The sequence below is a fragment of the Streptomyces sp. NBC_00878 genome (assembly GCF_026341515.1).
Lineage (GTDB): Bacteria > Actinomycetota > Actinomycetes > Streptomycetales > Streptomycetaceae > Streptomyces.
This window is the reverse complement of the sequence record NZ_JAPEOK010000001.1, coordinates 1,977,554-1,991,150: the sequence shown is the minus strand read 5'-3', so window position 1 is coordinate 1,991,150 and position 13,597 is coordinate 1,977,554. Positions and strand designations below refer to the sequence as shown.

Genomic DNA, 13,597 nt, shown 5'->3' with positions numbered 1-13,597 from the left:
TTTCAGGCTGCCCGTGCGTGCATAGGGCGCGTGGAGAGGTACGGACCTTTGGGGCCGCGGCGGTGGCGACACCGGTGATGACAGCGAGGGTGGACCTCGGGGCGGCTGGCGTGACGCAGGCCGCCAGGGTGTCCGCCCGCGGCGCCGGGTTCATGACGAGCGGGGCCGGTGTGCGCAGCGACCCGTGCGCCTCTCGGAACCGCTGCCACGTCGCGCCCTCGGTGACCTCCGACGTCACGACGCGCTGCCGCCCGGCTAGCTTGAGCAGTCAAGTCACGTGCCCGTCCCGTAGGAATCCTGCGCTCCCAACTTGCGGGGCTGACGGCCAAGTTCGGGGGATGCTTCCCGACCGGCTCCTTGACTATTGAAGTGACTAGTCGTTGGGGCGCGCGGATCCGGCTGATACGCTGCCACGATGAGCGATACGGACCGGTCGGGGGCGGCCGATGAGCACGCGGACCTGTGGCTCGGCCCGGGTGAATTGAGTTCCTGGTTGTCGGTGGTCGGGCTGTTCACCCGGCTGCCCTGGGCCCTTGACGCGCAACTGCAGCGCGATGCGGACCTGAGCATGGCCGAGTACATGTCCATGGCGATCCTGGCTGACGCGCCCGAGTCGACGATGCGGATGAGCGAACTGGCCGAGCGCCTCAGCTCCTCGCTCTCCCGCCTGTCGCACCTGGTCAAGCGGCTGGAGAGCCGGGGTTACGTCCGGCGCGAGCCCGATCCCACGGACGGGCGCTTCACCAACGCCATCCTGCTGGCCGACGGGGTGCGCAAGCTGGAGTCGGCCGCACCCGCGCATGTCGCCCACGTACGTCACTTGGTGGTGGACAACCTCTCGGCCGAACGGCTGCGCCGCCTCGGCCAGGACGCCGAGCGCATCCTCCAGCGCATCGACTCGCCTGCACGCTGAGCGACACCGGTCGGCGCGGGCGCGCCAACCGGTGTCGGGTTCATGTCACTGAATCAAGAGCGGCTCGGATCACTGAACTCAAGGCGCTTTCGGTCACTGAATCCAAGGCGCCTTGTAGGTGCCGGTGTCGTTGAGGAACGCGGTGAAGTCCTCGGAGGCCCACTCCTCGCTGATCTTGCCGTCGCGCAGCTTGTAGAGGTCGATCGCGTCCCACCGGACCTTGCGCCCGCTGGCGGGTATGCCCAGCAGAGGGCCCTTCTGTGTACCGGTGACCACCACACGGACGACGACTTCGTCGCCCCGGCCGAAGATGTCCTTCACCTCGGCGTGCAGGTCGGGGATCGAGGTCACCACGGTCGTCATCAGCCCGGCGACGTTGTCCCGGCCGGCCACGGTACCGACCGTCCCGCCGTGCCACTGCATGTCCTTGGTCAGGTACCGGGTGGCGTGACTCCCGTTGTGCTCGTTGAGGACGTCCTGCATGAACGCCTTCACCACTCGCTTGTTCGCCGCGACCTTCGCGGGCTCGTTCCAATGGGACGCTGCCGCCGCGGCCAGCCCCTCGGCCCGACTGCCGGACGGATTGCCGTTCGCCGTGGCCCCCGCGGCGGTCAGGCCGCCGACGGTGGCGGTAAGGGCTGTCCCCAGGGCGATGCGCTGCCAGAACTTCATGACGATCTCCTCGATGACGCGTCCCCGGGAGGGGGCGGTGCGGTCGGGCTGGGGCTTCAGTGCCAGCTCGTGCGATGACTTTAACATTCATGTCATGCGCGCCCGCAAGGCGAGGAACATCACTGAGTTTCATGGGAATATGGGTGGGCTGACGCAAGTTATCTCTTGATTGTTCAAGTCCAACTTTCCGTGCGCATGCAGACCCGGGGCCAGCGGTCGAGGCCGTGTTCGGCCTCGGTGGCGCGGATCTTCCGCAGGCCCGGGGTGAGTTCGGACTCGGCCAGGACGCGGAAGCCGATGCGCTCGTAGTAGGGCGCGTTCCAGGGGACCTCCGCGAAGGTGGTCAGGGTGAGACCGGTCAGGCCCTGGCCGCGTGCGCGCTCGGCGGCGTAAGCGATCAGGGTTCGGCCCACGCCCCGGTGCGCGGCGTCCGGGTGGACGGAGACCTGCTCGATGTGGAAGGCGCCGTCCACGGGTTCGCCGATCAGGTAGGCGACGGGGCGGGCGGTGTCGTCGTCACGCTCGGCTTCGTCGCCGTCGGCTTCGTTGGCCTCGGCCTTGTCGGCTTCGCCTTCGGCTTCGGCTTCGGCTTCGGCTTCCGCGATCCAGGCGTGCCCCGCCCTCCGGAAGCGGTCCAGGAGATCGAGCGAGGGCGGCTCGTCGTCGGCGATCTCCGTCATGCCCAGGGCGCGGAAGGGTTCGCCCGCGGCCCGTTCGATGTCCTGCAGAAGAGGGAGGTCGGCGGGAGTGGCTGGTCGGATGCGCATGACGGCAAGTATGTGGTCGTGTCGTGCACGGAGTTGGGGTAATCAGGCGCCCGTGGCTATCAGGTCGTCGGCGAGGCTGTTCACCGGTTGCGGGGTGCCGGTGAGGTCCAGTACGAACAGGGGGATGCCGAGGGAGTCGGCGCAGACGCGGGCGTCATCCTCGTAGCCGGCCAGCGAGAAGTAGACGCAGCCCGCCGACTCCGTCATCGCCGTCAGCCACAGGCACTCCACGTCCCGCAGCGAAGTCGGTCGCACGGTCGGGTCGACCTGGGCCACGATCCCGCGGGCCGCCAGGCCTATCCCGGAGGGCGGCCGCTGGTCGGCGCGCCGGATGTCCCGGTACCCGAGCCAGCGCAGATACAGCGCGGCGGCGGTCACGGCGTCCCGGGCCGTGCGGATGATCACCGGCTGGAACGCGGGGCGGGGAGACGGGGCGGTACGGGGGAGGGGGATGGCGGCGGCCGGGAGACGGTCGGCCCGGGGCTTCCGGGACGGGCGGTCGGAGTGTTCGCTTGAGCCCTCACCCTCATGGGAGCCGGCGTGCGAGCCCCCACGTGAGCCCTCGTGCTCGCCTTGATGCGAGCCCTCGCGCGAACCTTGTGGTTCCTCGCCGGTGTAGGTGCCGGTGCCCGCGCCGGAGGAATGCGGTTCGTCGTCTGCGGTGTCCGCTCCGGGTTCCGTCACCGGCACCCGTAACACCACCCCGCAGGGGCACCCCAGCTCCGGCCGGGGCCAGTGGTCCGCCCGGCCGCAGGCCTCGCAGCGGATTGTCACCCAGCCCTCGTCCCATGTGTGGTGCGTGACGGGCTCCGGGAGCGCACTCCGGTCGAGGTCGGGTGCGACCGGCGCACCGCACACGCATGGGTACGACGGCGCCGCATAGACATGCTTGCGCCGACAGGCCGGACACCTCACCGGCACGCTCTCGGCCATGACCCTCTCCAGAACACCGCGACACCACAACGCCATAGCGCCATGACGCGACGTTGCGACAACGCCACAGCGGGACAGTTCCTCCATCGTCCTCCGGAACCCCTTCCTCCGGCAGCGAAACGATCCGACGTTCCGTGATTCCCGTGTCTGCCGACCGGGCGCCGGCCGCCTGCCCACCGCCCGTCGACCGCCCACCGCCCGTCGACCGCCCGTCGACCGCCCTCCGGCCCTTGACGCCTCCTGACCCCCCACTTACATTGCTTCCAGATAGTAGAAGTTAGTTTCCATCATGCGGAATTTGAAGCTCGCCGCGGGGCGCGACGGGAGCCCGAATCCGACGGCCGAAGCAGGAGTACGCAATGGCTCGTATGACCGCTGCCCGCGCGGCAGTTGAGATCCTCAAGCGTGAGGGCGTCACCAGCGCGTTCGGTGTGCCGGGCGCGGCGATCAACCCCTTCTACGCGGCGCTCAAGGCCTCCGGAGGAATCAGTCACACCCTCGCCCGCCATGTCGAGGGCGCCTCCCACATGGCGGAGGGCTACACCCGTACCGCCCCCGGCAACATCGGTGTGTGTATCGGTACGTCCGGACCCGCCGGCACCGACATGATCACCGGCCTGTACTCCGCGACCGGCGACTCCATCCCGATCCTGTGCGTCACGGGCCAGGCTCCGACCGCCGTGATCCACAAGGAGGACTTCCAGGCCGTCGACATCGCGTCCATCGCCAGGCCGGTCGCCAAGATGGCGGTCACCGTGCTGGAGGCCGCCCAGGTCCCCGGCGTCTTCCAGCAGGCTTTCCATCTGATGCGGTCCGCCCGTCCGGGCCCGGTCCTCATCGACCTTCCCGTCGACGTCCAGTTGACGGAGATCGAGTTCGACCCGGAGACGTACGAGCCGCTGCCGGTCTACAAGCCGTCCGCGACCCGCGCCCAGGTCGAGAAGGCGATCGCGCTCCTGAACGAGTCCGAGCGCCCGCTGATCGTCGCCGGTGGCGGCATCATCAACGCCGACGCGTCCGAACTCCTCGTGGAATTCGCCGAGTTGACCGGTACTCCGGTCGTCCCCACCCTCATGGGCTGGGGCATCGTCCCCGACGACCACGAGCTGAACGCCGGCATGGTCGGCCTGCAGACCTCGCACCGCTACGGCAACGCGACCTTCCTGGAGTCCGACTTCGTCCTCGGTATCGGCAACCGCTGGGCCAACCGCCACACCGGCAGGCTGGACGTCTACACGGCGGGCCGGACGTTCGTGCACGTGGACATCGAGCCCACTCAGATCGGCAAGATCTTCGCTCCGGACTACGGGATCGCCGCCGACGCCAAGGCCGCGCTTGAGCTGTTCGTCGAGGTGGCAGGGGCGTTGAAGGCCGCGGGCAGGCTGCCCGACCGCTCCGCGTGGGCCCGGGCCGCCCAGGAGAAGAAGGCGACCCTCCAGCGACGTACGCACTTCGACGACATCCCCATCAAGCCGCAGCGCGTCTACGAGGAGATGAACAGGGCCTTCGGCCCCGAGACCCGGTACGTCACCACCATCGGCCTCTCACAGATCGCCGGCGCCCAGATGCTGCACGTCTACCGGCCGCGGCACTGGATCAACTGCGGCCAGGCGGGCCCCCTCGGCTGGACCGTCCCGGCCGCGCTGGGTGTCGCCAAGGCCGACCCGGAGGCGCAGGTGGTCGCGCTCTCCGGCGACTACGACTTCCAGTTCATGATCGAGGAACTGGCGGTCGGGGCCCAGCACCGGATCCCGTACGTCCATGTGCTGGTGAACAACTCCTATCTGGGGCTGATCCGGCAGGCGCAGCGGGCGTTCGACATCGACTTCCAGGTCAACCTGGAGTTCGAGAACCTCAACTCGCCCGAGTTGGGGGTCTACGGCGTCGACCACGTCAAGGTCGTCGAGGGCCTCGGCTGCAAGGCGATCCGGGTCACCGACCCGAGCGAACTGGGCGCCGCCTTCGAGCAGGCGAAGAAGCTCGCCGTCGAGTTCCGGGTGCCGGTCGTCGTCGAGGCGATCCTGGAGCGCGTCACCAACATCTCGATGTCCACGACGAATGACATCAGCAACGTCGTGGAGTTCGAGGAGACCGCGACAGAGCCGGGCCATGCGCCCACGTCCATCAAGCCCCTGAAGGTCTGACCAACTGACCAAGTCACCAACTGACCAAGTCGCCAACTGGCCGAGTGATCAACTGACCGGCTGACCGGCTGACCGGCCAGGGCCGAGGCCCCCGTCCTGACCATCCAGGGCGGGGGCCTCGCGGCGTCTTCAGTTCGAGCAGCCCCCGCCGCCTCCCGAACCGAACCGGCCGCTCCCGCCCCCGTGCTTCCCCCGTGCTTCGGACGCCCCCGACGTCTGCCGTGCCGTGCCGGACCGGCCGGACCCGCCGGAATGGGCGACGCCCCGGAGCAGCGACAGCACAGCGAACTGCTCTTGCCGAAGCGTCGTCATTATTCTGCTCATGCGTCTCACCTCCGATTCCGGCCAAGCCCGCTGTCCTTCGTATGAGGCCCGCCGCCCCCGTGCCGGCGGGCCCCATGTGCTGAGAATGTGCCCTGAAGCACGGGGAGTTGAAGCCCCCGGGGCCATGTTCAGAGGTTGATTTGAGGGTTCCGTAGCCGGCGTACGCACGCGTACGTACGTATCGGATTCGCGCCGCCCCGCCCGCCCCCGCCCGGCCGCGCTCGGATTCGCGCCGCCTCATTCGGCCGAGTGGTGCTCCGACAAGCCGGGCCAGTCGTCGGGACCGCCGCCCTGCCAGTCGATGATGTCGTGCTCCTCCACCTCGATCTCGTCGAGGTCCGCGAGGCGCAGGATCTCGACGACGTCATCGAGGTGGTACGCGATGCCGAGGGTTTCGCTGCCCGAGGTGACCCGGCGCGAGCCGTCCAGCGCCGGAGGGTGCACGACGATGCTGGGGGAGTCCATGGGTCCAGGCTGCTGCGCGGCCGCGGAATCCGCACCCCGAAGGCGGCGGGGATACGCGGAGACGACGAAGAGCACCGGATACGGGACTGACCGTCCGTCGTCCCTACCCGGCGCTCTTCGCCGTCTCACTCATGGCTTCTCATGGTTTCTCATGGTTTCGGCCGGGACCGCGGCGGCCGTGACGGGCCGGGGCCGCCCTTCCCGCAGGTCGAGAAAGGGGCTCCGGGACCTTCACCACCGCACTGGCTCACGTACCGCCGCGGTCCTCGGCCGACCCGCGCCACCCGCGGGCGACCTCTCATCCGGGTCCACGGGCTTCACGGGCGAGTTCCGGGCGGCGCTACCGCTTGGGCGCGACAGGACAGGTGTCAGCGGTGGCGCCGCCCGGAGGTCTGTGTGGGGTCTGGTGGGTGCCGGGGTGTCAGACCCGCGCGCCGGAGAGGCGCTCGACCGCGCGCAGCAGGGCGGAGTGGTCGAGGCCGCCGTCACCCTGGGTCCGCAGTGAGGCGACGAGCTGGGCGACCACGGCGCCGACGGGCAGCGCGGCGCCGACGTTGCGGGCGGCGTCCGTGACGATGCCCATGTCCTTGTGGTGCAGGTCGATCCGGAAGCCCGGCTTGAAGTCGCGACTGAGGAAGTTGTCCTTCTTGCGCGTCAGGACCGTGGAGCCGGCGAGGCCGCCGTTCAGGACGTCGAGGGCCGCCTTCAGATCGACGCCCGACTTCTCCAGGAAGACCACGGCCTCGGCGCACGCCTGGATGTTCACGGCGACGATCAGCTGGTTCGCGGCCTTCACGGTCTGACCGGAGCCGTGCGGGCCGCACAGCACGATGGTCCTGCCGAGCGCCTCGAAGATCGGCTCGGCCTGGTCGAAGTCGGCCTGCTCGCCGCCGACCATGATGGACAGCACGGCCTCGACCGCCCCGGCCTCGCCGCCGGACACCGGTGCGTCCAGGACCCGTATGCCTTTGTCTTTCGCGGCCTTGGCCAGGTCCACGGAGGTCTGCGGGGTGATGGAGGACATGTCGATCAGGAGCGCGCCGGGCCGCGCGTTCTCCAGGATGCCGTCGGGTCCGTACGCGATCGCCTCGACCTGCGGAGAGGCGGGCACCATCGTGATCACCACGTCGGCGTCCCGCACGGCCTCGGCGATCGAGCCGGCCGCGGTACCGCCGGCGGCGGTCAGCCGGTCCAGCTTGTCCTGTTCCAGGGTGAACCCGGTGACGTCGTAACCGGCCTTGATCAGGTTCTCCGCCATGGGGGAGCCCATGATGCCGAGCCCGATCCACGCGACCGCAGGGCGGGTCGGGCGGGAGGAGTCTGCGAGTGTGCCGCTCATGAGGGTGCCTCTCTGAAAGCCTTGGTACGTCGACAGGCTTTGGTACGTGGATGAGTTGGCGCTCAGCGCGCCGCGCGGGCCTCGGCGGGGAGCCACTCGAAGGCCTCGGAGCTGGGGCGGTCGCCCGGCTTGTACTCCAGGCCGATCCAGCCCTCGTACCCCTGCTTGCGGAGCCGGCCGAGCAGCTCTTCCAGGGGGAGCGAGCCGGTTCCGGGTGCACCGCGGCCCGGGTTGTCGGCGATCTGCACGTGGCCGGTCTTCGCTGCGTACCGCTCGATCACCGACGGCAGGTCCTCGCCGTTCATGGACAGGTGGTAGAGGTCCATCAGGAACTTGGCGTTGCCGAGGCCGGTCGCCTCGTTGACCTTGTCGACCACCGCGATCCCGGCCGGGGCGGTCACCAGCGGATAGAGCGGCGACTCGGGCTTGTTGAGGGTCTCGATCAGCAGGACCGCACCGATGCGGTCGGCCGCGTGGGCCGCCAACACCAGGTTCTCCAGGGCGAGTTCGTCCTGCTCGGCCGGGTCCACGCCCTCGACGCGGTTGCCGTACAGGGCGTTGAGGGCCCCGCAGCCGAGCGACCCCGCGAACTCCGCGGCCACGTCGATGTTCGCGCGGAACCTCGCCGACTCCTCGCCGGGGATCGACAGCGCGCCCCGGTCCGGGCCCGGCAGCTGCCCGGCGTAGAAGTTCAGGCCCGTGAGCCGGACGCCCGCGTCCTCGATCGCCTTCTTCAGCGCGTCGCGTTCGGCGCGCCCGGGCGTGGGGGAGTCGACCCAGGGCCACCACAGCTCGACCGCGGTGAAGCCCGCCGCCGCGGCGGCCGCGGGGCGCTCCAGGGGCGGGAGCTCAGTGAAGAGGATCGACAGGTTGACGTTGAAGCGCTGCTCTGCGGCCGCATCCATCGAGAAACCTGGCATGTGGGTCGGCGCTCCTTTCCGTGCTAGTGGTCGTATTCCGTGCAGATTCCGCATGGTGGAAGTTTATTTCTGTCTAATGGAAGGCTGCCTGTGGTCGGGGAGGCCTGTCAAGAGTGCCCGCGCACATTCGCCCCCGCACAGCCGCCTCCGCACATCCGCCTCCGCACGCGATGCGCGAGGGGCGTGCCTACCCTGAAGATGTGGCACGGTCCAACGACGAGGTCGCCGCGCTGCTGCGGGAGTACGCGGACCTGATCTCGATCACCGGCGGAGACGCGTTCAAGGCACGTGTCTACGAGAAGGCTGCCCGAGCGGTCGGCGGCCACCACGCCGACGTCTCCACGCTCGACCTCAAAGGTCTCCAGGAGATCCCGAACGTCGGAAAGTCGATCGCCCAGAAGGTCCTCGAATACTTCGACAGCGGCAGCGTGTCCGCCGTCGAAGAGCTGCGGGCGAAGATCCCTGCCGGGGTCCGGCGCCTGACGGCCATCCCCACCCTCGGCCCGAAGAAGGCGCTGACGGTGTACGAGGAACTGGGCATCTCGTCGGTCGAGGAACTGGCCGACGCCATCCACGAGGAACGGCTCCGCGACCTGAAGGGCTTCGGGCCGAGGACGGAGGAGAACATCCTCCACGGCATCGAGCTCCTGCGGTCCGCCGGCGACCGCGTCCAGCTCGACGTCGCCGGCGACCTCGCCGACGCCATCGTCGCCGCGTTGTCCCAGGTCACCGGCTGCCTGCGGTGCGCGTACGCCGGGTCGCTGCGCCGGGTCCGGGAGACGATCGGCGACATCGACATCCTCGCTGCAGCGAAGAAGCCGGCACCGATCATGCGGGCGTTCACCGAGCTGCCGTACGTCACGGAGGTCATCGCGCGCGGCGAGAAGAAGACGTCCGTGCGCACATCCAAGGGGCTTTCCGTCGATCTGCGCGTCGTACCGCTGGACTCCTGGGGCGCGGCACTGCAGTACTTCACCGGCTCCAAGGCCCACAACATCCGCACCCGCGAACTGGCCGTACACCAGAAGCTGAAGCTCTCCGAGTACGGGATCTTCGACGTCGAGAGCGGCAAGAGGATCGTCTCCGAGACGGAGGACGAGGTGTACGCCCGGCTCGGCCTGCCGTGGATCCCGCCGACGCTGCGCGAGGACCGCGGGGAGATCGAGGCCGGGCTGCGCGGCGAGCTGCCCGACCTGGTGACGGAGGCCGACATCCGGGGCGATCTGCACACCCACACCGACCTCACCGACGGGCTCGCCCCGCTGGAGGAGATGGCCGAGGCGGCCGCCGCGCGCGGCTACGCCTACTACGCGATCACCGACCACGGCCCGGACATGGCCATGCAGCGCATGACCGACGAGCGGATGCTGGCCCAGCGGGAGCGGGTGCGCGAGCTGGACGGCACGTATCCCACCCGGGGCCGGCGCGGCGGGCTGCGGCTGCTGCACGGCGCCGAGCTGAACATCGGCCCGGACGGCCAGGTGGACTGGCCCGCGGAGTTCCTCGCCGGCTTCGACCTGTGCGTGGCCTCCGTGCACTCACACTTCAACCAGGGGCGCGACGCCCTCACCCGCCGCATCGTAAGGGCCTGCGAGAACCCCTACGTTCACCTGATCGGCCACCCCACGACCCGCCTCATCGGCAGGCGGCCCGGCATCGACGCCGACCTCGACGCGGTCTTCGCCGCCTGTGCCCGTACCGGCACGGCGCTGGAGATCAACGCCCACCCGGACCGCCTCGACCTGCGCGACGAGGACATCCTGCGGGCCCGGCGGTACGGCGTGCGGTTCGCCGTGAACAGCGACGCCCACGCCGTCCCGCACCTCGCCGTCATGCGCTACGGCATCGGCACCGCCCAGCGCGGCTGGCTGACGAAGGACGACGTGATCAACACCTGGCCGGAGCGGCGGCTGCGGAGTTTCCTGCGCAAGGGCAGGCCGTGACCGGCGGGGCTGCCCGACGTCCGTGCAGGGCGCTTACCGGCAGCATCGGGGGCCCTGCCAGTCACCGGGCGAACGGGACGCCGGCGCGGCAGAGCACGTTGGCGAAGAAGGTGTCCTCACCCGTGCGCACGGCGAACTTGGCGTCCCGGACCCTGGCCTTGAACTCGTCATGGTCCAGGGGTTCGGGTTCAAGCCCGAAGGAGCACAGCGCGGTGTAGACGGTGGGGTTGATCTCGCGGATCTGATCGGTCACCCAGCTGTGCTCGACCACGATCTGTGCGAGCACCGCCTCGGCGACGTCCAGGAACGGGGGCCGGCCGTAGCGGTAGCCGAGATCCACGGTAGGGGTACCCGGCGCCAGGGGAAGCCCGGAGTCGCTGATCACGAAGGTGTCGGTGTGCCGCAGACCGGCGATCAGGCCGGCCAGTTCGCGGTGGATGATGCCGGTGCGTTGCACGGGTTCAGTCCTTTCCCATGGTGGAGGCGATGGCGCGCAGGGTGTCCAGGTCGGCGTGGTGGTGTCGGGCACCGGGCACCCGCACCGCCAGGGAGCCGGCCGCGATGCCCAGCCGGGCTGCCGCCAAGAGCGAGTCACCGGCGGCCAGTCGGGCGGCGAACACCCCGGTGAACGCGTCGCCGGCGCCAGTGGTGTCCACGACGGCGGCGGGGACGGCCGGGAGTTCGGTGCTGGTGCCGTCCGTATCGGTGATGATCGCGCCCGCCTCTCCCAGTGTGGTGACGACCGCCTTGGCGCCTCGGGCACGCAGCGCGGCGTGCGCCTTCCGGACGGCGGCCGGCTCCTTCGCGGACTCCGCGTCGGGCTGCCCGGAGACCGCCGCCTGCTCGTGCTCGTTCACGATGAGCACGTCGCAGCGGGAGATCAGCTCGTCCGGCAGCTCGGCGGCCGGGGCGGCGTTGAGCAGGAACCGGCCCCGGCAGGCGGCCGCCGCGCGCTGTACCACGTCCAGCGGGATCTCCAACTGGGCCAGCACGACCGCCGCCTCCGCGCCGGCGCCGTCGGTGGGATCGCCCTCGGACGGCCACTGATGGTTGGCCCCGGAGACCACGATGATGGTGTTGTCACCGGCCGCCACGGTGATCCACGCGGTGCCGGTCTCCGCGCCGGGCACCGTGGTCACCGCGTGCACGTCCACCCCCTCGGCGACCAGCCCGGCACGGGCCTTGTCCGCCTCGACGTCGTCGCCGACCCGGGCGATCATCGCGGTGCGCACCCCGCCGGACGCGGCCGCGACCGCCTGGTTGGCTCCCTTGCCGCCGAGCGTGATCCGCGCGGTCCGACCGAGAACGGTCTGTCCGGGAGACGGGAAGGCGTCGGCCACCACGACGTGGTCGATGTTCACCGAGCCGATGACCACGACGAGCGGCGAGCCGGGCTCAGACATGCCCGTCTCCTTCGACGGCCCCGGTGATCAGCCCCACCAACTCGTCGCCCGTGGTGTCGGTGACGGTCCGCCGGGCGGCGCACCGCCCTCGGCGCAGCACGTACGCGGTGTCCGCCACCCGCAGCACCTGCGTCATGTCGTGGCTGATCAGCAGCACGGTCACCGACGCGTCGCGGAGCCGGTGGATCAGCTCCTCCACGGCCGCCGTCTCCCGCACGCCCAGCGCGGCGGTCGGCTCGTCCATGATCACCAGAGTCTCGCCCCAGTTGGCCGCCCGGGCGATGGCGATGCTCTGCCGCTGGCCGCCGGACATCCGCCGGACCGTGGCCCGCACGTTCGGCACGTTCACGTCCAGCCGGGACAGGATGTCCCGGCTCCGGGAGATCATGGATTTCTTGTCCAGTACCCGGAACGGACCGAACCCGCTGGTCAACTCCCGGTTCAGGTACAGGTTCTGCCATACCGGCAGGTCCTCGACCAGCCCCAGGGTCTGGTACACCGTCTCGATGCCCAGCCGCCGGGCGTCGTCCGGCGAACCGAGCTGGATCGGCTCGCCGCGGAACCGGATCTCGCCGGTGTCCGGCGGGTGTACACCGGTCAGGCAGCGCACCAGGGTGGACTTGCCCGCCCCGTTGTCGCCCAGCAGCGCGGTGACCTGGCCGGCTGCCAGTGTCAGGTCCACGCCCTGCAGCGCGCGCACAGCGCCGAAGGACTTGCACAACCCGGTGATCTCCACGAGCGGCGAGCCGACCGGGTCCGAGGCGGCAGGTTTGCCCACAGGGCGGGCCGGAGTGTCCGTCATGATCGCCTCTACTTCTGGAACCGGGAGATGAAGGCCGCACCGAGCACCACGCCGCCGACCGCGATGGGCTGGTAGTACTGCGAGATGCCGACCAGCGTGAAGCCGTTGATCAGGCTCTGCAGCAGCAACGCGCCGGCCACCGTGCCGAGTACGGAGGCCTTCCCGCCGAACAGGCTGGACCCGCCGAGCACCACCGCGGCGATGGAGCTGAGCAGCAGATCGGTCTGCAGGCTGGGGTCGGCGCCGCCGGTGCGGGCCACGAACAGCACGGCCGCGATCCCGCAGGCCAGCCCGGAGCTGGCGTAGGCGAGCAGCCGGATGCGGTCGACGTGGATACCGGCCCCCCGCGCGGCGTCGATGTTGCCGCCGGTGGACAGCAGGTAGGTGCCGGTGCGGGTGCGGTACAGCAGGAAGCCCACCAGCACGGCGACCAGAAAGGCCAGCACCCAGAACCAGCGCACCGGACCGATCCCGTTGATCGCCAGGCCGCGCAGGAACCCCGAGTTCACCGGGACGGTGTTGCCGCTGGTGAGCAGGAGGGTCAGGCCGCTGACCACGGACAGCGAGCCCAGTGTGACGATGAAGTCGGTCATGTTCAGCCGAGCCACCAGCAGGCCGTTCACCACGCCCACCGTCAGCGCGGCCAGCAGCGCCAGCGACACCGAGGCGGGCAGCCCCCAGCCGTGGGTGTAGGCGTATCCGAGCACCGCCGCCGCCCAGGGCAGGTTGGACCCCACCGACAGGTCGATGCCCGCAACGGTGACCACCAGTTGCTGTCCCATGGCAAGCACCAGCAGGATCGCCGCCGACACCAGCAGGTCGCTGATGTTGTCCGTGGTGAGGAAGTCGGGAGTGGCGATGAAGAACACGATGAACACCACGCCCAGCCCGATCGGGGCAGCGAACCGCGCCGCTGCCGCGACCGAGAGGTGTACGCCGAGCCGCCCCGGCGCCTGGGTGTCTGCCATGGTC

Annotated in this window: 13 protein-coding genes; 3 read left to right on the top strand and 10 right to left on the bottom strand. The window is 69.9% G+C overall.

The window, feature by feature from the left end; translation table 11 throughout:
• Positions 1-415: 415 nt before the first annotated feature.
• On the top strand, positions 416-913 hold the full coding sequence (locus tag OHA11_RS08150) for a MarR family winged helix-turn-helix transcriptional regulator (protein ID WP_266493509.1): 498 nt from the start codon (positions 416-418) through the stop codon (positions 911-913).
• 93 nt (positions 914-1,006) lie between these two features.
• Here the strand turns inward: OHA11_RS08150 and OHA11_RS08145 are convergent, their stop codons facing one another.
• The 3 genes from OHA11_RS08145 to OHA11_RS08135 form a co-directional block, all read right to left on the bottom strand.
• Entirely contained in the window at positions 1,007-1,672 is a 666-nt protein-coding gene (locus tag OHA11_RS08145) for an ester cyclase (RefSeq protein ID WP_266493508.1), read from the bottom strand.
• Between the two features lie 86 nt (positions 1,673-1,758).
• Positions 1,759-2,352 carry a GNAT family N-acetyltransferase gene (locus tag OHA11_RS08140; RefSeq protein ID WP_266493506.1) on the bottom strand — a complete coding sequence of 198 codons (594 nt, stop codon included), beginning with the start codon at positions 2,350-2,352 and terminating at the stop codon, positions 1,759-1,761.
• A gap of 42 nt (positions 2,353-2,394) precedes the next feature.
• Positions 2,395-3,285: a hypothetical protein gene (locus OHA11_RS08135; protein WP_266493504.1), complete on the bottom strand. Its 891-nt coding sequence runs from the start codon at positions 3,283-3,285 to the stop codon at positions 2,395-2,397.
• Positions 3,286-3,644: 359 nt separating this feature from the next.
• On the opposite strand from OHA11_RS08135, the gene gcl reads away from it, so the two are divergent.
• Positions 3,645-5,429 (top strand): glyoxylate carboligase, encoded by a 1,785-nt coding sequence (gene gcl / locus OHA11_RS08130; RefSeq protein WP_266493502.1) that lies wholly within the window; start codon positions 3,645-3,647, stop codon positions 5,427-5,429.
• 561 nt (positions 5,430-5,990) lie between these two features.
• Here the strand turns inward: gcl and OHA11_RS08125 are convergent.
• From OHA11_RS08125 to OHA11_RS08115, 3 genes are all read right to left on the bottom strand, one after another.
• Positions 5,991-6,218, bottom strand: a complete 228-nt coding sequence (locus OHA11_RS08125; RefSeq protein ID WP_266493499.1) for a hypothetical protein — start codon at positions 6,216-6,218, stop codon at positions 5,991-5,993.
• Positions 6,219-6,639: 421 nt separating this feature from the next.
• The gene (locus OHA11_RS08120; protein ID WP_266493496.1) at positions 6,640-7,557 is read right to left on the bottom strand and encodes a 2-hydroxy-3-oxopropionate reductase; all 918 of its coding nucleotides are present in this window, start codon (positions 7,555-7,557) and stop codon (positions 6,640-6,642) included.
• A 62-nt stretch (positions 7,558-7,619) separates the two neighbouring features.
• Positions 7,620-8,477, bottom strand: a complete 858-nt coding sequence (locus OHA11_RS08115; RefSeq protein WP_266493493.1) for a TIM barrel protein — start codon at positions 8,475-8,477, stop codon at positions 7,620-7,622.
• A 200-nt stretch (positions 8,478-8,677) separates the two neighbouring features.
• On the opposite strand from OHA11_RS08115, the gene polX reads away from it, so the two are divergent.
• Positions 8,678-10,420 (top strand): DNA polymerase/3'-5' exonuclease PolX, encoded by a 1,743-nt coding sequence (polX, locus tag OHA11_RS08110; protein WP_266493491.1) that lies wholly within the window; start codon positions 8,678-8,680, stop codon positions 10,418-10,420.
• 61 nt (positions 10,421-10,481) lie between these two features.
• Here polX and rbsD read toward each other — a convergent pair whose 3' ends face one another.
• From rbsD to OHA11_RS08090, 4 genes are read right to left on the bottom strand one after another with little or no spacing between them, the layout of a single operon-like run.
• The gene (gene rbsD, locus OHA11_RS08105; protein ID WP_266493488.1) at positions 10,482-10,877 is read right to left on the bottom strand and encodes a D-ribose pyranase; all 396 of its coding nucleotides are present in this window, start codon (positions 10,875-10,877) and stop codon (positions 10,482-10,484) included.
• Positions 10,878-10,881: 4 nt separating this feature from the next.
• A complete protein-coding gene (locus OHA11_RS08100; RefSeq protein ID WP_266493485.1) occupies positions 10,882-11,823 on the bottom strand; it encodes a ribokinase in 942 nt (313 codons plus the stop codon).
• Positions 11,816-12,625 carry an ATP-binding cassette domain-containing protein gene (locus tag OHA11_RS08095; protein ID WP_266493482.1) on the bottom strand — a complete coding sequence of 270 codons (810 nt, stop codon included), beginning with the start codon at positions 12,623-12,625 and terminating at the stop codon, positions 11,816-11,818. Before OHA11_RS08095 ends, OHA11_RS08100 begins: the two co-directional genes overlap by 8 nt.
• Positions 12,626-12,633: 8 nt before the next feature.
• Positions 12,634-13,593, bottom strand: a complete 960-nt coding sequence (locus tag OHA11_RS08090; RefSeq protein WP_266493479.1) for an ABC transporter permease — start codon at positions 13,591-13,593, stop codon at positions 12,634-12,636.
• Positions 13,594-13,597: the final 4 nt, after the last annotated feature.